Origin of the sequence: Catenulispora sp. GP43, assembly GCF_041260665.1 — a bacterium.
Taxonomy (GTDB): Bacteria; Actinomycetota; Actinomycetes; order Streptomycetales; family Catenulisporaceae; genus Catenulispora.
Window position 1 is genome coordinate 573,880 of the sequence record NZ_JBGCCT010000002.1, and the last position, 18,907, is coordinate 592,786.

14 protein-coding genes and 1 riboswitch are annotated in these 18,907 nt (G+C 71.6%); of the genes, 9 read left to right on the top strand and 5 right to left on the bottom strand.

Annotated features, from left to right (window positions below):
• Positions 1 to 92: 92 nt before the first annotated feature.
• Positions 93 to 3,779 carry a cobaltochelatase subunit CobN gene (gene cobN, locus ABH926_RS06330; RefSeq protein ID WP_370364389.1) on the bottom strand — a complete coding sequence of 1,229 codons (3,687 nt, stop codon included), beginning with the start codon at positions 3,777 to 3,779 and terminating at the stop codon, positions 93 to 95.
• Between the two features lie 42 nt (positions 3,780 to 3,821).
• Positions 3,822 to 3,963, bottom strand: a riboswitch (cobalamin riboswitch).
• The gene (locus ABH926_RS06335; protein WP_370364390.1) at positions 3,950 to 4,909 is read right to left on the bottom strand and encodes a cobalamin biosynthesis protein; all 960 of its coding nucleotides are present in this window, start codon (positions 4,907 to 4,909) and stop codon (positions 3,950 to 3,952) included. It overlaps the preceding riboswitch by 14 nt.
• A gap of 145 nt (positions 4,910 to 5,054) precedes the next feature.
• Between ABH926_RS06335 and ABH926_RS06340 the strand changes: the two genes are divergently transcribed.
• Together ABH926_RS06340 and ABH926_RS06345 are read left to right on the top strand one after the other, a co-directional pair.
• The gene (locus ABH926_RS06340; protein ID WP_370364391.1) at positions 5,055 to 5,795 is read left to right on the top strand and encodes a COG4280 domain-containing protein; all 741 of its coding nucleotides are present in this window, start codon (positions 5,055 to 5,057) and stop codon (positions 5,793 to 5,795) included.
• On the top strand, positions 5,783 to 5,983 hold the full coding sequence (locus ABH926_RS06345; RefSeq protein WP_370364392.1) for a hypothetical protein: 201 nt from the start codon (positions 5,783 to 5,785) through the stop codon (positions 5,981 to 5,983). Before ABH926_RS06340 ends, ABH926_RS06345 begins: the two co-directional genes overlap by 13 nt.
• Before the next feature lie 28 nt (positions 5,984 to 6,011).
• On the opposite strand, the gene ABH926_RS06350 is transcribed toward ABH926_RS06345, so the two are convergent.
• Positions 6,012 to 8,459: a beta-glucosidase gene (locus ABH926_RS06350; RefSeq protein ID WP_370364393.1), complete on the bottom strand. Its 2,448-nt coding sequence runs from the start codon at positions 8,457 to 8,459 to the stop codon at positions 6,012 to 6,014.
• A gap of 255 nt (positions 8,460 to 8,714) precedes the next feature.
• On the opposite strand from ABH926_RS06350, the gene ABH926_RS06355 reads away from it, so the two are divergent.
• The 5 genes from ABH926_RS06355 to ABH926_RS06375 all read left to right on the top strand — a co-directional run bounded on the left by ABH926_RS06355 (position 8,715) and on the right by ABH926_RS06375 (position 13,560).
• Entirely contained in the window at positions 8,715 to 9,053 is a 339-nt protein-coding gene (locus ABH926_RS06355) for a hypothetical protein (protein ID WP_370364394.1), read from the top strand.
• 222 nt (positions 9,054 to 9,275) lie between these two features.
• Complete coding sequence (locus ABH926_RS06360) at positions 9,276 to 10,925, top strand: sigma-70 family RNA polymerase sigma factor (protein ID WP_370364395.1); 1,650 nt, start codon at positions 9,276 to 9,278, stop codon at positions 10,923 to 10,925.
• A 61-nt stretch (positions 10,926 to 10,986) separates the two neighbouring features.
• On the top strand, positions 10,987 to 11,409 hold the full coding sequence (locus ABH926_RS06365; RefSeq protein ID WP_370364396.1) for a DUF3151 domain-containing protein: 423 nt from the start codon (positions 10,987 to 10,989) through the stop codon (positions 11,407 to 11,409).
• Between the two features lie 149 nt (positions 11,410 to 11,558).
• Positions 11,559 to 12,911, top strand: coding sequence for a hypothetical protein (locus ABH926_RS06370; RefSeq protein ID WP_370364397.1), 1,353 nt, complete (start codon positions 11,559 to 11,561; stop codon positions 12,909 to 12,911).
• Positions 12,904 to 13,560 carry a GNAT family N-acetyltransferase gene (locus tag ABH926_RS06375; RefSeq protein WP_370364398.1) on the top strand — a complete coding sequence of 219 codons (657 nt, stop codon included), beginning with the start codon at positions 12,904 to 12,906 and terminating at the stop codon, positions 13,558 to 13,560. Before ABH926_RS06370 ends, ABH926_RS06375 begins: the two co-directional genes overlap by 8 nt.
• 3 nt (positions 13,561 to 13,563) lie before the next feature.
• Here ABH926_RS06375 and ABH926_RS06380 read toward each other — a convergent pair whose 3' ends face one another.
• Positions 13,564 to 15,609 (bottom strand): glycosyl hydrolase family 18 protein, encoded by a 2,046-nt coding sequence (locus ABH926_RS06380; RefSeq protein ID WP_370364399.1) that lies wholly within the window; start codon positions 15,607 to 15,609, stop codon positions 13,564 to 13,566.
• Between the two features lie 307 nt (positions 15,610 to 15,916).
• On the opposite strand from ABH926_RS06380, the gene ABH926_RS06385 reads away from it, so the two are divergent.
• Together ABH926_RS06385 and ABH926_RS06390 are read left to right on the top strand one after the other, a co-directional pair.
• Positions 15,917 to 17,272: a glycoside hydrolase family 18 protein gene (locus ABH926_RS06385; protein WP_370364400.1), complete on the top strand. Its 1,356-nt coding sequence runs from the start codon at positions 15,917 to 15,919 to the stop codon at positions 17,270 to 17,272.
• A 103-nt stretch (positions 17,273 to 17,375) separates the two neighbouring features.
• Positions 17,376 to 18,281, top strand: a complete 906-nt coding sequence (locus tag ABH926_RS06390) for an alpha/beta fold hydrolase (RefSeq protein ID WP_370364401.1) — start codon at positions 17,376 to 17,378, stop codon at positions 18,279 to 18,281.
• A 79-nt stretch (positions 18,282 to 18,360) separates the two neighbouring features.
• On the opposite strand, the gene ABH926_RS06395 is transcribed toward ABH926_RS06390, so the two are convergent.
• Positions 18,361 to 18,861, bottom strand: coding sequence for a pyridoxamine 5'-phosphate oxidase family protein (locus ABH926_RS06395; protein WP_370364402.1), 501 nt, complete (start codon positions 18,859 to 18,861; stop codon positions 18,361 to 18,363).
• Positions 18,862 to 18,907 lie beyond the last annotated feature (46 nt).

Consider the following 18,907-nt stretch of genomic DNA (forward strand, 5'->3'; position numbering starts at 1 on the left):
GATGAAGATGGCGTTGAAGCAACACATGATCTCGGAGCCTAGCAAGGACCCCGCCGGATCTTCCTGTCATTTGTCCGGCGGGGCATGTGGCGTCACTCGCCTTCGAGCTCCCCTTCGAGCTCCAGGAACACCTGGCGCAGCCCGTCCAGCGTCTCGGCCTCCGGCTCGGCCCACAGCCCGCGCTCGGCGGCCTCCAGCAGCCGCTCGGAGATCCCCCGCAGCGCCCAGGGGTTCGAGCGCTCCATGAACGCGCGGTTCGTCTCGTCGAACACGTAGGTCTGTGCGAGCTGCTCGTACATCCAGTCGTCGACGACCCCGGCGGTGGCGTCGTAGCCGAACAGATAGTCCACGGTCGCGGCCAGCTCGAAGGCGCCCTTGTACCCGTGGCGCTGCATGGCGGCCACCCACCGCGGGTTCACCACGCGGGCCCGGAACACCCGGTGCGTCTCCTCGGCGAGCGTCCGGGTCCTGACCGCCTCCGGCACCGCCGAGTCGCCGACGTAGGCGGCCGGCGAGGTGCCGGTGAGCGAGCGCACCATCGCAACCATGCCGCCGTGGTACTGGAAGTAGTCGTCGGAGTCGACGATGTCGTGCTCGCGGTTGTCCTGGTTCTTCGCCGCGACCTGGATGCGGCGGAAGGAGCTCTCCATGTCCCCGCGGGCCTCGCGGCCGTCCAGGCCCCGGCCGTAGGCGTAGCCGCCCCAGACCGCGTAGACCTCGGCGAGGTCGGCGTCGGTGCGCCAGTCGCGGGCGTCGATCAGCGGCAGCAGCCCGGCGCCGTAGGCACCCGGCTTGGAGCCGAAGACGCGGGTGGTGGCCCGGCGGCGGTCGCCGTGGACGGCGGTGTCGGCGTCGGCGTGCGCGCGCACGAAGTTGTCCCCGGCGCCCTCGTCGAGCTCGGCGACGGCCTGGACCGCGTCGTCGATGAGCGCGATGACGTGCGGGAATGCGTCACGGAAGAACCCTGAGATGCGCACCGTCACGTCGATGCGCGGACGCCCCAGTTCGCCGACCGGCACCACCTCGAACCCGGTGACCCGCCGCGAGGCCTCGTCCCACACCGGCCGGCAGCCCAGCAGGTGCAGGATCTCGGCGATGTCGTCGCCCTGCGTCCGCATCGCCGAGGTGCCCCAGACGGTGAGCCCGACGGAGCGCGGGTATTCGCCGGTGTCGGCCAGATGGCGCGCGATCAGCGACTCGGCGAGCGCCACGCCGACGTCCCAGGCGTTGCGCGAGGGAATGGCCTTCGGGTCGACGGAGTAGAAGTTGCGGCCGGTCGGCAGAACGCTGACCAGGCCCCGGGTCGGCGCACCGGAGGGGCCGGCGGGGATGTAGCGGCCGTCGAGGGCGCGCAGGATGTTGGCGATCTCGTCGGTGGTGCGGGCCAGGCGGGGGACGAGTTCGGTGGCGGCGAAGTCCAAAACCTTCACAGTGCTCGGATCAGCGACTTCAAGCACTTCGAGGCATACTTCCGCAGCAGCCTCGACCTCCCAGTCGCGCGCCGCCAAGCCCGAGATCAGCTTGGTCGCCAGCTTCTCCAACAGGTCCACGGCATCCGATGCCGACCGGGCCGGCGCCCCGTCGTCGCCGGCCAGCGCGACCAGCGCCTCCGGCACCTTCACCGCCGCCCCCGGCTCGGCCAGCAGCACCTGCTCGTCCAGCCCGACGAACTCCGCCAGCGCCTGCCGCAGCCCGGTGACCGCGCCGTTCACCCCGCCGAAGACCTGCTTGGCCCGCAGGATCGCCAGCACGTCGGCGACCAGTTCCTCGCCCTGCGGCGCGCGCCCCAGGATGTGCAGCCCGTCGCGGATCTGCACGTCCTTGATCTCGCACAGATAGCCGTCCAGGTGCAGCACGAAGTCGTCGAAGTCGTCGTCGGCGGGCTGGTGGTCGACGTCGCCGTGCAGGATCGAGGCGAGGTCGTGGTGCAGCTGCGCGGCGCGGATCAGGGTCCAGATCTGCGCGCGCACCGCCGGGGTCTTGTCCGGGTCCAGGGCCTGCACGGTCGCGTACTCGTCGAGCAGCTGCTCGAGCTTGGCCAGGTCCCCGTAGGTGTCGGCGCGGGCCATCGGCGGCATCAGGTGGTCCACGACGGTGGCGTGCCCGCGCCGCTTGGCCTGCGTCCCCTCCCCGGGGTCGTTCACAATGAACGGGTAGACCAGCGGCAGCTCGCCGAGCACCGCGTCCGGGGCGCAGGACTCCGACAGGCCCAGTCCCTTGCCGGGCAGCCATTCCAGCGTGCCGTGCTTGCCGAGGTGGACGACCGCGTCCGCGCCGAAGCTGTGCTCCAGCCACCGGTAGGCGGCCAGGTAGTGGTGGCTGGGCGGCAGGTCGGGGTCGTGGTAGATGGCGATCGGGTTCTCGCCGAAGCCGCGCGGCGGCTGGATCATCAGCAGGATGTTGTCGAACTGGAGCGAGGCCAGGACGATGTCCTCGCCGTCGACGTACAGCGAGCCGGGCGGCTCGCCCCAGTGCCGGCGGATACCCTCGCGCAGGTCTTCGGGGAGCGTGGCGAACCAGGACTCGTAGTCGCGCAGCGGCACTCGCGCCGGCGCGGCGGCCAGCTGCTCCTCGGTGAGCCACTCGACGTCGTGCCCGCCGGCCGCGATCAGCCGGTGGATGAGCTGGTCGCCGTCGTCGGGGAAGTCGCCGACGGTGTAGCCGGCTTCGCGCAGGGCGTGGAGCAGGCGGACGGCGGAGGCCGGGGTGTCGAGCCCGACGGCGTTGCCGACACGCGAGTGCTTGGTCGGGTAGGAGGACAGGACGAGCGCGAGCTTCTTGTCGCGGTTGGGGATGGCGCGCAGTGCGGCATGGCGATAGGCGATGCCGGCCAGGCGCGCGGCGCGTTCGGCGTCGGCGACGTAGACCGGGATGCCCGCGTCGCCGTTCTCCTTGAAGGAGAAGGGGACGGCGATGAGGCGACCGTCGAACTCCGGGATCGCGACCTGCATCGCGGCGTCCATGGGGGTGAGCGCGGCGTCGGAGTCCTGCCAGGTCTGGCGCGGGGAGGTGAGACAGAGCCCTTGGATGACCGGGACGTCCAGCGCGGCGAGCGCGCCGACGTCCCAGGCGTCCTCGTCGCCGCCTGCGCTGGCATCCGCCGCCGTCGCACCGCCTCCGGCCAGGACCGTGACGACCAGGGTGTCGCAGCGGCCGAGGAGGTCGACCAGGCCCGCGCCCGCGGCGTCCGACAACCCGCGCAGCGAGCCGCAGTAGACGGGAAGAGCGTTGGCACCGCGGTCTTCGAGGGCGTCGGCGAGGGTGTCTACGAAGGCTGTGTTACCCGAGATCTCGTGCGCACGGTAGAAGACGATGCCGACGGTCGGGCGTCCTTCGCGCCGCTCGCGCTCGCCGTGGACACCGAACTCGGGCATGGCCTGCGGCGCCTCGAAGCCCTCGCCGCCGCCGAGCACCGTATCGGTGAGGAAGTTCGCCAGCTGCGCCAGGTTCGCCGGACCGCCGGCGGTGAGGTAGTTGAGGGCGTCGGCCACCACGCCGCCGGGCACCGTCGAGAGCGCCATCAGCTCAGCGTCCGGCTCGGCCTCCCCGCCGAGCACGACGGCCGGCACGCCGGCGGCGGCGACCGCCTCGATCAGCCAGCGCCACGGCCGGTGCCCGCCGAGCAGCCGCAGCACGGCGACGTCGGCCGCACGCAGCAGCGGTGCCAGGGCCTCGGCGTCCAGGCGCGCGGGGTTGGCGGTGACGTAGGGAGCGCCGCAGGCGTGGGCGGCGAGAAGCTCGGTGTCGGCCGTGGACAGCAACAGAACGCGCGCGGGCATGCGACGGCACTTCCTCTCGCGGAGTCCGCGCTCCGCCTCGGGCTGATGGGTACGGACGACAGGCAGTTCCTGGCTCGCGGACCGTGGTCCGCTCACAGTTGCGGGACAGCGCCCGATTCGCACGGGCTTCCTGGACTGTCGTCTTGGTGGACAGTGTGCCAGATCCGACGTCAGCGCAAGCGGCGTGCGCGACGGCCCGGCGCGAACGCGGCGGCCAGACGTGCGGCGGCCGCGGCCGAGGCGAGCCCGACTGTGGCCGACAACACGGCGGCGCGCCGGATGTCGGGCACGCGCGGCGCCCGGCCGGTCCCCATGACCGGCCGGTGTTCGACGACGTCGCCATAGGTGTTGGTCCCGCCGAGGCGCACGCCGAGGGCACCGGCGGCGGAGGCCTCGCAGCGTCCGGCGTTGGGGCTGGGGTGCCGGGCGCCGTCGTTTCGCAGGACCCTGAGCGCCCGGACGGGACTGCCGCCGACCACCGGTGCGGCCGCGACGGTCACGGCGCCGGTGAAGCGGGCGGGGACCCAGTTGAGGACGTCGTCCAGGCGCGCGGAGGCCCACCCGAAGTTGCGGTACTTGGCGTTCCGGTAGCCGACCATCGCGTCCAGCGTGTTCGACGCCCGATACGCCAGCAGCCCCGGAATCCCCGCCACCGCACCCCAGAACAGCGGCGCCACCACCGCGTCGGAGGTGTTCTCGGCGACCGACTCGACCACCGCCCGCGCGATCTGGTCGGCATCGAGCCCGCGCGGATCGCGCCCGCACAGGTGCGGCAGCCGCTCCCGCGCCGCCGCGAGGTCGCCGGCCCGCAGCGACTCACCGATCGCGGACGCCTCGCGGCGCAACGACGTCCCGCCGAGCACGGTCCACGTCGCGGCCGCGGTCAACGCGGCTCCGGCGACCGGCCGCCGCCCGACCCGCTCGGCCGCGACACCCAGCGCAGCGGCGCCCGAAACGAGCACGCCGGCATAGGCGGCGCCGGCAACCCGCGAATCCGCATACGAAACCCGACGCAGCCCCGAGGCCACCCGCCCGAAGCCCGCCACCGGATGCGCTCGCCGCGGATCCCCGAAGTACCAGTCGGCCGCGAAGCCGAGGACCAGCCCTACCGCCCGGGACGAAGATCGCATGGCGCCAATGTAGCGGCGCCCCGCCGAGCTCCCGACAACCGGCCAGGACGCCAAGACGCCAAGACCCCGACCCGGACAAGCCCCCCACGCCGCCGAGACACCCGCCATCCCCGGAACCTTCACCGCCCGGCGTTACATTAGGCACGTGGGAACCGCCTTCCTGCTCCTCTCCGTGTTCCTCGCCTGCGCCGTCGAAGCGGTGGAAGCGCTCACCATCGTGCTCGCGGTCGGCCTCACGCGCGGCTGGCGCTCCTCGCTCCAGGGCGTGGCGGCGGGCCTCCTCCTGCTCGCGGTGGTCGTCGCCGCGCTCGGGCCGGCGCTCACCGTGCTGCCGCTCAAGGCCTTGCGGCTGATCGTCGGCGGTCTGCTGCTCACCTTCGGGTTGCAGTGGCTGCGCAAGGCGATCCTGCGCGCGTCCGGCTACAAGGACATGCGCGACGAGGCCGCCGCCTACCAGCGCGAGGTCGCCGCCGCGCGGGAGGCCGCCACGGCGAAGAAGTCCCTGGTCGCCGACTGGTACGCCTTCACCCTCAGCTTCAAGGGCGTCGTGCTGGAGGGCCTGGAGGTCGCGTTCATCGCCCTGACCTTCGGCGCCAACCAGCACGACATCCCGCTCGCCGCCGTCGCCGCGGTGGCGGCGGTGCTCACCGTGTGCGCCGCGGGCGTCGCGATCAAGGCGCCGCTGGCGCGCGTGCCGGAGAACACGATGAAGTTCGCGGTCGGCGTGATGCTCACCGGCTTCGGGGTCTTCTGGGGCGCGGAGGGCGCGGGCGCCCAGTGGCCCGGCGGCGACGCCGCGCTCCCGGCGGTGCTGGCCTACGTCCTGCTCGTCGCGCTCGGCGCGGTCTGGGTCCTGAAACGGAGGCGCGCGGCGTGGGCAGGGTGAAGGCCTTCGGGCTGTTCTGGTACGACTTCGTCGTGGGCGACGACCCGTTCGTGGCCGTCCTGGTCATCGCCGCCCTGGCCGGCACCGCCGTGCTCAGCACGCACACCACCGCGTGCTGGTGGCTGCTGCCGGTGGTCGTCACCCTCGCCCTGGCCGCGACGCTGGCCCGGGCCGTCCGCCGGAAGTGAGAACCAAGGCGGAATCCCCAGCCGCCGCCTACGATCCGGTCATCTCCACCCGCGTCCGCAGCCGCTCGTCCCCCGCCGAGCGCGCCGCGATCAGCTCCCGCACCCCCGCGCGGACCCGCCACACCCCCAACTCGCGGTCCCACCGCGCCAGCACCCGCACCGGGATCGTGATCGGGACGGTCGCGATCTCGTTCGGCGCGGCGAGCGTCGAGCCGAACGCGACCAGCCGCCGGGGATCGCAGGGCTCGTCCGCGTCCTCGCCGGCCAGGTAGATCTGCACCACCTCGCGCCCGATCCGCGCGCCGGTGTTCCGCACCCGCACCGCGAGCTCGACGTCCCCGGCCGCGGTCACCGCGGCGGTGATGTCCTCGTACTCCCAGGTGGTGTAGCCCAGGCCGTGGCCGAAGGGGTACGCCGGGACGATGTCAGCCTTCGCATACCCGCGGTAGCCGAACAGCGAGCCCTCGGCGTAGACGATCTTGCCGTCCACCGGCCGCGTGGACAGCACCGGCGCGTCGGCCGCGGTCTTCGGGAACGTCGTGGGCAGCCGGCCGCCGGGCTCGACCGCGCCGGTCACCGCGTCGGCGATGGCGTGGCCGCCCTCCTGCCCGGGGAACCACGCCCACAGCACGGCCGGCGTCAGCGCGCGCCACGGCATCTCCACCGGCGCCCCGGCGTTCACCACGACGATCGTGCGCGGGTTGGCCTCCACCACCGCCGCGACCAGGTCGTCCTGGCGCCCCGGCAGCTTCAGGCCGGTCCGGTCGAATCCCTCGCTCTCCACCTCGTCGGTGGTGCCGACGACCAAGATCGCCACGTCCGCGCCCCGCGCCGCCGCGACTGCCGCCTCGAACAGCTCGTCGGCCTCGGGCCCGGGCGCCGCGTGGTGCAGCCCGAACACAGCGACCGGCAGGTTCTCGTCGACCTGCACCACCGCCTCGATCCGCACCGTCCCCGGGTCCAGCTCGACCTCGACCCGGTGCTCCGGCGGTTTCACCAGGCCCTCGGCCAGGTCCGCGCCCTCGGTGGGGGCCAGGGTGATCTTCATGGGCGCGTTGTCGCCGATCACCAGCCGGAACGAGCCGAGGCCGGACACCGAGAACTGGTGGTTGCCGGTCGCGGCGACGGCCACGTCGGCCCGGACCCGGATCCCGGCGGTGCCGGCCGGCAGCCCGCCCAGGAACACGAACCGCGACGTCTGCCGCACCTCGCTGCCGAGCACGTCGCCGGCCGGGTCGATGAAGTCCACCCGCAGACCGGCGTGCCCGGTGTCCGGATCGGTCGCGGTCCGCGGTGTGAGCGGGGGCAGCAGGCGCCGGGTGACCACGCCTTCGGCGTGCTCGACGGTCACCATCGGGCCGAGCGCCTCGGTCAGCGCCGTCAGCGGGCTGACGACGTGCGCCGGGTTCACGTGCGAGGAGCCGCCGCCCTGCGCCGTCAGATGCTCGGCGTTCGGGCCGATGACCGCCACCCGCGACACCGAGTGCGGGTTCAGGGGGAGCAGCGGCTCACCGGCGACGGCCTCGTTGCGCAGCACCACCATGGCGCGCGCCGCGATGTCGCGGAGTTGGGCGCCGGCGTCGTCCGGGGTGGTCGCCGACGGGAGCGGGTCGGCGCCGTCCAGGAAGCCGGTGCGGTCGGCCAGGCGCAGGATTCGCAGGACCTTGTCGTCGATCACCGATTCGGGGACTTCGCCCTTGCCCACCGCCGCCACCAGCGCCTCGCCCCACGGGCCCTGCGGCCCGGGCATCACGACGTCCAGCCCGGCGTTCGCGGACGCGGCCGCCGAGCGCGTGGCGAACCAGTCGGACACCACGACCCCGTCGAAGCCGAGCGTGCCCTTCAGGGTTCCGGTGATCAGCGGTTCGTTCTCCGTCATGCTGACGCCGTCGACGGAGTTGTACGCGGCCATCACCGACCAGGCGCCGGCGCGCACCGCGGCCTCGAACGGCGGCAGGTACACCTCGCGCAGCGTCGCGGCGTCGATCTCGGCGTCGTAGGTCATGCGGTCGGTCTCGGACTCGTTGCCGATGTAGTGCTTCGCGGTCGAGGCGACGCCGGTGCTCTGCACGCCGTCGACGAAGGCCGCGGCGATCGTCGCGGTGAGCACCGGGTCCTCGGAGTAGCACTCGAAGTGGCGTCCGCCAAGCGGGCTGCGGTGCAGGTTGACGTTCGGTGCCAGGTGCCAGGCGACGCCCTTGTCCCGGGCCTGCGCCCCCATCAGCGCCCCGGCGCGCCGCACCTGTCCGAGATCCCAGGTGGCGGCCAGCGCGGTCGGGTTGGGGAACAGCAGTGAGGGGTCACGCTCGTCCCACGTGGTGCCGCGCACGCCGGCGGGGCCGTCCGAGAGCAGGATCTTGCGCAGCCCGATCTCCGGGACCGCGCGCAGCGACCAGAAGTCCTCACCGGTCAGCAGCGCGACCTTCTGCTCGAGCGTGAGGCGTCCGAGGAGTCCGGCCAGCGCCTTGTCGTCCATCACAGGTTCCCTTTCGAACGTTTAAGCGACACACGGGCGCGGCGGGACCGCCGCCGCGCCACCGGCGTCACCGCCGATCATCCGGCGCGGGCCCGGCGGCGCAACCCTTGTCCCTCTTACCCGCGCATCCGGGTGGATCAGGCGGTTCCCCGGGTAGCCGCTGAATTCACCGCCAAACCCGCGTTATGAAATCTCCCGAACCCCGTCTCTTCTGCGAGGGGCCTTCGTACGGGGCCCCGCGCGAGGGAGGCGACGATGGTGACCGAGAACGGCCGGGGCGAGTTGCGGGGGCTTTACACCGACCCCGCCCAACCGCTGACGATCGCGGTGGGACAGGCCTTCGACCTGGTGAGCATGCCGGCGGCCGTCGGGCAGGCAGCGCTGAGCGCGCTGCGGGCCCGCAGAGTGCGGCTCGGTCCCGTCGTCGCCGACTCGCGGAGGTCCGTGATGAGGGTGGGGTTCCTGGTGGCCCCGGAGTTCGTGGTCGGGCATGCGGAGACCGCGGCGCTGCGCGACTGGGCCGGCCGATTAGGCGGGGCCCTCGGCGTGCGCCGGGCCGTGCTTTCGGAACGGGCCGGGGCCAGAGCCCTGTAAGACGACCGGAAACTACCCGCGCCGGCCCCGGTGCGGGCAGTGTCAAGATCCTGAGTTCATCCGGTCGGGTACATCGCACTCGTATTAGCGCACGAGTGAGTGTGCGGTGGTCCAAGCTGTGTCCCCGGCCCGCACACCAGGCGCCACCTCCCCGGTGTCGCGCGCCAGTCACCGCTTTGTCCGTGAGTTGACTGAGTTGACGCCGACGCTAGGAGGCCGTCCGTGCCCGTCCCCGGGGAGCAGCAGCACCCACCGACCGACGCTGAGCTGATCGCCATGGTGCGGGCTGGCGACCGGCGCGCGTACGGGCCGCTGTACGAGCGGCACCGACGCGCGGCGCTGCGGGTGGCCCGCCACCTGGCCCGCGACGAGGCGGCCGCGGACGACCTGGCCGCCGAGGCGTTCACCCGGGTGCTGGCCGCGATCGACCGCGGGAACGGCCCGGACGAGGCGTTCCGGGCGTATCTGTACACGACGCTTCGGCGCACCGCCTTCGACTGGGCCGAGTCGGACAAGCGGGTCCGGCTGGTGGAGAACATCGCCGAGCTGGAGGTGACGGCGGCGCCGTTCACCGGCGCGGACCGGGACCCGCTGGAGGAGGCCTTCGACCGGCAGATCACCTCGCGGGCCTTCCACTCGCTGCCGGAGCGCTGGCAGATCGTGCTGTGGCACCTGGAGGTGGAGGGCGAGAGCCCGACGGAGGTGGCGCCGCTGCTGGACCTGTCGCCGTCGGCGGTCTCGGCGCTGGCGTTCCGGGCGCGCGAGGGCTTGCGGCAGGCGTTCTTACAGGAGCACCTGTCCGAGACGGTGAACGACGGGTGCCGGCCGCACGCGCAGCGCCTGGCGGCGTTCGTCCGGGGGAAGCTGGGGACGCGGGAGCACGCGAAGGTGGAGCGGCACCTGGACACGTGCGCTGATTGCACCGGGCTGTACCTGGAGCTGCTGAAGTTCAACGAGGCGCTGCCGGAGGTGCTCTCGCCCCTGGTGTTCGGGTCCGCGGCGGCGGCGAAGATCATCGCCGGGGTGGCCCTGGGCGCCGCGGCCGGCGCGGGGATGATGGCCACGTCGGCGGGCACGACCGCGACGGTGGTCGGCGGCGGTGCTGCGGCGGGCGGCGCTGCGGCGGGGGCGGCAGGCGGTACTGCGGCGGGCGCCGCGGCCGACGGCTCGGCGAAGTCCGGCGCACTGCTGGCACGCTGGCTGATGCAGCTGCGCAGGGCGAAGACCCACGCGATCACGATGGCGGCGGTCGCGGTGGTGGCGTGCGCGGTGCTGGCGTGGGGCATGTCGGGCGGTTCGGGGGCGCCGCCGCTGGGCGCGCCGTCGTCCAGCGCTCCGGCGGTCGCGCTGCCCGCGCCGAAGCCGGTGGCCGGCGCGACGCCGTCGCCGAAGCCGCCGGCACCGAAGCCCTCGAACCCGCCGGCGGTGCCGCCGCCGGTGCGGCACACGCCGATCGTGAAGCCGCCGGTGGTGCCCCGCCCCCGGCCCACGCCGCCCAAGCCGACACCGACACCGACACCGACGCCGGCGCCGCGCCCGACACCCACGCCGGCACCGACCCCGACCGAGTCGTTGCCGACCACACCCCCGCCCCCGCCGCCGACGAGCACGCCGACACCAGCGCCGACCACCTCGTCGTCGCAGGAGCCGACGATCTGCGAGTTGGCATGGCAGACCCTCCAGGATCCGACGCCGGAGAACATCGGGCTGATCCTGGCGGCCCGCTGGGACCCGCTCTGCTTACCGCTGCCGTGGGTGACCGTGACCTGGCCGCAGCTGCCGCAGCTGCCGCCGTTGCCGCAATGGCCCCAGTGGCCGCTGCCGGGCACGCACCACACGGGCAAACACGGCCTGCGTTCGGCGGACCAGTAGCGGAACACGCGGCGGCCCAGCCGAACCGGCCCACCCCGACCGGCCCGGGTAGCCTCTAGCCATGCACAAGGACCTCCTCGGCGCGCCGCCGCCGACCCAGCTCCCCGACGACGCCCCGGTGCGCGAGGCCCTGGCCGCGGGCACCGCCCCGGCCGAGGTGGCGGCCGCGAACCCGGCGGCCCCGGCCGCCTGGGCCGCCCTGGCGGAGGCCACCCTGGCCGCCGACGAATCCACCGCCGGCTCGGTCACCGCCTACGCCTTCGCCCGCACCGGCTACCACCGCGGCCTGGACCTGCTGCGCCGCGCCGGCTGGAAGGGCCACGGCCCCGTCCCGTGGTCGCACGAGCCCAACCGCGGCTTCCTGCGCGCCCTGAACGCCCTGGGCCTGGCCGCCGAGCGCATCGGCGAGACCGAGGAGGCCGAGCGCTGCGCCACGTTCCTCGGGGACAGCGACCCGGAGGCTTTCAAGGTGCTGCGGGGCTGATCAAGCGCCGGACCGGGCGCCGCGCACGCGTGCGTGGCGCCCGAAAGGCTCGCGCCCGGTGGACCGCCCTCGCGGGTGGATCCCCGCCTCGTCGGATACCGGTACCCTCGGCCGTATCCGAACTCTGATACTCGGGGGATTGCGCAGACATGGGTCTCGGGCGCGCACCGCAGCTGTCGGTCTTCCTGCCCTTCAAGTACGACCTCGGCGGAGCCGTCACCGACACCGAACAGCTGATCGCGGTACTGCGGGGGCTCCACTGCGAGCCCAAAGTGGACGCGGCGCTGCTCCGCAGCTGGAACCTCTCCTACCTCGCCGGACACGCCCCGGTGCTGTGGTGCCCGCTCCCCGGCGGTGCGGTCGTGTTGGGCGGCATCGCCTGGGACTACAGCCGGCGGCTGCGCGTCTACCCCTGGCTCGGTGTGGTCTCCGTCGACTACACGCTCACCGCCGCCGAGCCGCAGGACGACCAGGTCCTGGCCCTCTCCGGGTTCTACGACGATCTCGTCGCCTGGAAGAACCAGGACTACCTGCCCTACCTGCACGCGAGCGGCGCCCTGAGTCCGAGCCTGCGACTCCAGCTCCCCGGGTCCGCCGACCCGGCGGCCGGCAGCGATCTGCACGGATCCCTGATCCGGGACCTTCAGCGCGCGACGTCCGACCTGATCGAACCGCGCCCCTTCCGCTACGCCTTCCACGACTTCAGGCTGTGCTTCACCGGGCAGGCCCGGATGCTCGACGACGACACCGTGCACCGGCTGCTCTGGCTCTCGGCCGGGTCCTCGACCGGGGGCCCCGAGGAAGCGGTCGAGTTCCGCCAGTTCGGCGGGCTGGCCATCGCCAGCTCCGGCTGGTCGACGATCATCCGCACCGACGCCGAGACCGCGGCCGGTCAGATCGATCTCGTGCTCACGCTCCTCAACCTGATCCACGCGCAGTGGTACATCTGCCAACTGTGGATCAACGCGCACAGCCTGCGCGGGCCCGCGCGCAGCTCGCAGTGGGAGCTGGCCGACGCGCACGTGCTCACCGCGAACCAGCTCGCGCTGGCCCACGACCTGTCCGAGGTCGAGAACCTCAGCGTCATGCTGAAGGACCCCGGACTCCTGCGCGTGGCCACGTTCCTAGAAGCCCGCATGGAGGTGCAGAAGCACCGTGCCACCGCCATGTCCAGACTGCGCGCCTTGGAGAACCACTCACGCCAGCTCGCCGACTTCAAGAGCGAGTCCGAGCTGCGCAGGTTCCAGGCCCTGTTCGCGATCTCGGCGGCCGCGGGCGTCGCGAGCCTGGTCCCGGCACTGGCCCAGGTCGGCTTCTCGTACATGCACACGATCACCACCATCGCCCCGCTGCTCGGCCTGTGGGGGTTGTTCGCGATCGACCTGGCTGTGACCCGACGCTGGTTTACGGCCCGCCGGAAGCGCCGAAGAGATCGGCAGGCAGAACGGTTCGTCGTCGAGGTCGGCCCACCGGTCGGCGCCCCGGAGGAACAACATGGATGACTCACAGCTCGCGTGGGTCCGGCCCGGCGGCCTCACCAGCGGTCAGCGCACCGGACTGGCAGATCTCTTCGCCGGGGTGGCCGGGGACTTCGTCCCCCCGCTGACCACCCGCAGCGGTACGGTGCAAACCGATCTGCGCGAGCGCGGACAGGCCGCGGCCGACAACGACGACTACTTCGAGCAGATGCTCGACCAGGACACGATCCTCGCCGGGCAGCCCGGCCACCTCACCGGCTTTCTGTCGTTCCGCGCCTTCCATGAGGACGCCAGGTACCCGGATCACAGCCCGTGCCTGTATGTGAGCACGATCGCCGTCCGGCCCGATCAGCGCCGTTCCGGTGTCGCGCGCAGGCTCTACGCCGGCCTGTTCGGCCTGCCCGCCACGCTGCCGTCGTGGGTCGTCCTGCGCACCTGGTCCACCAACTCCGGCCATCTCAAGCTCCTGGCGGAACTGGGCTTCATCACGATCCTGACCATCCAGGACGACCGGGCCGAGGGGATCGACACCCTGTACCTGGCCGCCGACCGGCACCTCGCCATCGGCGCACCCGGCGCCGATCCGCACCGGAGCACACGGCAGAGCCCGGAACCGCAGTGGCACACGGTTCCGGGCTCACAGACAAGCGGCCAGACAAGCGGCATCAGCTAAAGATCAGCTGGTGCACACTCCACCGTCGGTCCACACCCCCTGCGAGTTGCTCCCGGGGATGTCGCCCTGGGTCCACCACTTGGCGGTCCACTTGTGCGCCGGCGACCCGTACTGGACCACCGCCCCGCCGCTGTAGGCGTTGGTGGAGCTCCACACCGGCAGGGTGCAGCTGCCCGGAGGCGGCGGGGGCGGAGTGCTGGTGCCACCGCTGCAGGCGCCGTTGTCCGTCCACACCCCCTGCGAGTTGTTGCCGGGGATGTCGCCCTGGGTCCACCACTTGGCGGTCCAGGTGTGGCCGTTGTACGAGACCACCGCGCCGCCGCTGTAGGCGGTCGAGGCGCTCCACGCCGGGGCGCCGCAGACTCCGCCCGGTGCCGAGGACGACGAGGACGAGCTCGGCGAGGTCGGCGTGGTCGGCGTGGTGGGCGGCGTCGAGGACGGCGTCGTCGGGGTGGTGGGCGGGGTGGTCGGGGACGACGAGCTGGACGAGCCCGAGGTCGGCGGGCCGGTCGGGCAGGAGGCCGCCGAGCCGTTCACGTCGTTCACCGCGTCGTTGAACAGCGTGTTGGCGCTGTCCAGGTCGTACATCGAGAACATCATCATGCCGCCGAGGCCGTTGCAGTGCAGGTAGTCGGCCTTGGCCTGGATCGACTGCGCGTCCTCGCCGGACCAGAAGTTGGTTCCGTCGTAGAAGTACGCGGCCTCGGCCACCGGGTCCCAGTAGGTGTCAGCGGGGTTGTTCACGATCCCGTTGAGTTCCTTGTACATCTGGATGCCCGGCACGTTCCCGGAGTCCGCGGCTCCCGCCGCGGGGGCCGTGGCCGGCTGGAACAAGCCGTGGGCCGATCCGGCGGTCACCCCCGTCCAGCCCCGGTAGTAGAACGGGACTCCGACGGTGAGCTTGCTCGCTGGGAACCCTCCTGGGATCCCGTAGGCGGGATCACCGACCGTGTACGCCTTGACCGCCTCGTCGAGGTTGTACTTGGCGTTGCCCGGCGCGATCGGGTTCATCGGGTCGTTCGGGTCGCTGTAGATCGGCGACTGGTGGTTCGTCGGCCCGGTCGCGTCCCAACCGCCGTGCATGTCGTACGTCATCGCGTCGCCGAACGTCAGGATGTTCCCGATGTTCTGCGTCTCGATGCCGGCCGCGATCTTCTCCTGGCCCGAGGGCAGAGCTGCGGACAGTGCGTAGGTCTTTCCGTCAGCTGACCCCTGAGCGTTCAGCTCGGTCCGGAATTCCTGCAGCAGTGCCGTGTAGTTCGCCTTGTCGGCCGGGGACTCGTGGTTGCCCAGGTGCCCGGCGGACGAGGCCGGGTACTCCCAGTCGATGTCGAAGCCGTCGAAGATGCCGGCCGCGGTCCCCGTGCCGCCGTAGCCGCCGGAGGCCGGGATGTTGCCCTTGATGAACATGTCGATGCAGCTGGACACGAACTTCTGCCGCGAGGCCTGGGTGGCGGCCACGTCGGAGAAGTACTTGGAGTACGTCCATCCGCCGATCGACAGCAGAACCTTGAGGTTCGGGTTCTTCTTCTTCAGCTCCTGCAGCTGGTGGAAGTTGCCGGCGATGGGCTGGTTGTAGACGTCAGAGGTCCCGTCGACGCTGATCGTGGAGTCGTAGGACTTCTGGTAGTCGGCGAACTGGTCCTCGGCGCCGTCACCGGCGTTCGGGTCGTTCTCGCCGGCCGGGTCGGGGTCGGTGGCCTTGGTGGTCTCGAAACAGGTGAGGTTGGTCGGGTCGATGTTCTCGAAGTCGTAGATCAGGTAGTTCAGCTTGCCGGCCGCACCACTCTGGTCGACGTTCTTCAGGTAGTAAGCGTTCTGATAGATGGACCACTGGTCGAAGTAGGCCACCTTCAGACCGCCGGAGGTCGCAGCGGCCCCCGTGGTGTTCGTCTGCTGTGTCGCGGCGTGGGTTGTGGGACTCGCGCCGATGGCCGCGGTGGCACCCGCGACGATGACCGCGGAGGCGAGCACCGCGGTCAGGGCTGATCTGTGTTTGTTGCTTACAGATCTGTGTTTGTTGCTTACAGAGCTTCGTGACGCTCTCATTCGTTACGCACGCTCCTGTGGCGGGAGGGAAACCGTTCGGAAAGAAACTGCGCATGGAGCTGATCCGGAGAGCGGCGCCGCAATAAACGGATCGGGTCGTAGGGAAGAAGTACCGCCGTCCAAGGGGACTGTCAAGGGTGAGGTCTAGACCAAGGTCTAGACCTACTGGCGTAGACCATGGTCATCCCGGTGCAGGTCAGCGAATAGCAAAGAAGCCGTTACGAGGACTTGACCGCGGGGTCGGCGGCGAGGAGCATGGCGCTCGCCATCGCTGGTCTAGACATCTGAGCATCGTTCGAGGAGCATCATGAGCCGCCCCTCCCAGCACCACCGGCACCGCCGCGTCGCCTTAGCCGCGACCGCGGTCCTGAGCCTGGCGATCGTCCCGGTCGCCGCCGCCTCGCCCGCCCTGGCCAACCCCGGCGCCACCGCCACGGCGGCGTCTTTGGGCAACAGCAACGGAAAAGTCTCGGTCGGCTACTTCACCCAGTGGGGGATCTACTCAGGGTTCTACGAGAAGAACCTGATCACCTCCGGCGCGGTGAACAAGCTCACTGAGATCGACTACGCGTTCTCCAACATCGCCCCGGACGGCACCTGCGCCAGCGCCGACTCCTGGGCGGACTGGCAGAAGCCGGTGGACGCCGCGGACGCGGTCAACGGCACCGCCGACACCGGCGCGCAGGCCATCGCCGGGAACTTCAACCAGCTGCGCGAACTGAAGCAGGCCTACCCGAAGCTGAAGATCGTGATGTCGATCGGCGGCTGGTCGGAGTCCACCAACTTCTCCGCCGCCGCGGCCACCCCGGCCTCCCGGGCGAAGTTCGCGCAGTCCTGCATCGACATGTACATCAAGGGCAACCTGCCCGGCGCCGCACCAGGAGCGGCCGCCGGGATCTTCGACGGCCTGGCCATCGACTGGGAGTACCCGGACGAAGTCGGCAACGGCAACCCGCACGGACCGCAGGACACGCACAACTTCACGCTGCTGTTGCAGGAACTGCGCAGCCAGCTGAACGCTCAGGGTTCAGCTGACCGCAAGCACTACCTGCTCACCGCCGACACCCCGTCCGGCCCGGAGAAGGTCTCGCACATCGAGGTCGGCCCGGTGTCCCGGATCGTGGACTGGATGAACGTGATGACGTTCGACTTCAACGGCCCCTGGGAGACCACCGGTCCGACGGAGTCCCAGTCCAACCTCTTCCCCTCGCCGTTCGACCCGGCCCCGCGCCCCACCCCGGGCAACCCGTACCCGGACAACGGCGAGATCTCGACGGCGGAGGTCGTCGCGAACTACCTCCGGCAGGGCGCCAGCCCGAACAAGATCGCCATCTCGATCCCGTTCTACGCGCACGGCTGGACCGGCGTGGCCCCGGGACCGAAGGGCGACGGCGAGTTCCAGCCGGCCACCGGCGTGGCGGCGGACGTCGTCTACAACCAGATCGCGGCGCAGCCCGGAACGGTCCACCACGACCCGTTCTCCGGCGCCGCCTACAAGTACGACCCGGTGAGCAAGACCTTCTGGACGTTCGACGACCCGCAGAGCATCGCCGAGAAGGTCTGGTTCATCAAGGCCCTGGGACTGCGCGGCGACATGACCTGGTCGCTGGACGGCGACACCGCCGACGGCCAGCTGGTGAACGCCTTCGGCCTGGCCGAGTGAGGCACATCACACACTCGCCGGCGTGATCGGCGGGAACGTATAGCCCGGGTGGCTCCTCTTCAGCTCGACAGCATCCACCGCAGTCGAACCGGAGGAGCCACCCGTGACTGTTCTCCCAATGCCCGCCGTCGACGAGGCCACGCATCGCGTCACGCATCGCTACGTGACCGCGCGCGGCGTCCGATTCCACATCGCCGAAGCAGGGCCCGCGGACGGCCCGCCCGTGGTGCTGCTGCACGGCTTCCCGCAGCACTGGCACCTCTGGCGGCACATCCTGCCCGAGCTCGCCGCCACCCACCGCGTCCTGGCGCTGGACCTGCGCGGATGCGGCTGGTCGGAGGCCCCGGAGCACGGCTACAGCACCGGCAGCCTGGCCGAGGACGTGATCGCCGTCCTGGACGCGCTCGGCATCGGCACTGGCGCTGGCACCGAACAGGCGGCGATCGTCGGTCACGACTGGGGCGGCTGGGTCGGCTTCGTCGCGGCCCTGAAGCACCCGCACCGTGTCAGGGCCCTGGTGTCGGTGAACATGACGCACCTGTGGCCGGTGCACCGCCGGGTGCTGCCGAACCTGTGGCGCATGTGGCACACGGCGTTCATCGAACACCCGCCGCTGGGCCGGCTGGTGCTGCGGCACACCGGTTTCGCAGCCTTCTTGCTGCGCCATTGGTCGGCCGATCCGACCTTGTGGGAGCGCGAGGACCTGCGGGTCTACACCGACCTGCTGCGCGAACCGGGGCGGGCGCGGGCCGTGGAGCAGGTGAACGCGGCCTACGTCTGGCGCGAGATCTTCGGGCACCCGCTGGGCCGGTACCGCAAGGCGCGGCTGAGCGTGCCGACGCTGATCATCGGCGGGGAGCGCGATGTGGTGATCCCGCCGGCGGTGCTGGAAGGCGGGGAGCGGCACGCCGACGAGCTGTCGGTCGTGGTGCTGCCCGGCGGCGGACATCTGCTGCCCGAGGAACAGCCGGGGGCGGTGGCGGAGCAACTGCTGCGTTTCCTCGGCTGATTTGCTGGGCTTTCTCGGCCTGGCCCTGCGGCCGCCGGCAAGGCGGAGGGTTGTCAGGGCCGTGCCGGGGGCGCGGCCCTCAGGCCCCCTCCCGCTCCGCCCGCGCCCGCACCAGTTCCTCGACCGCGCTCGGCAGCGTGGTCTCGAAGTCGATCAGCTTCGCCCAGGTCGGCGTGATGACGATGCGCACCATCCCCTCGTGGTACAGCGAGCGGACCTCCGCCTCCCACTCGACGCGCTGCTCGGCCGTCATGCCGTACGTGCCGTTCATCTGCAGGAACTCCTCGGGGATGCCGTCGACCTCGTCGAGCTCGGCGCGGCCGCGGACCAGCAGGATCTTCGGCGGGTGCACCTCGGTGTCGATGGTCAGGGCGACCTGCGGGTTCCGGCGCAGGGAGGGCAGTTTCGGGGCGTTCTTGGAGGTGCACAGGATGATCTGCGAGCCGGTCCAGGTGAAGGCGATCGGGATGCTGCGCGGGGTCCCGTCCCCGGCGACGTAGGCCAGGCGGGTGATGTCCCGGGCCAGCAGCTCCTGGCTGGTCGGGCGGTTCAGGATCTCGGTGATCTGGTGCTGGTCCATGGTTCTCGCTCCTGTGTGTAGGTCCGTTCTCACCCCTGGGACGGAG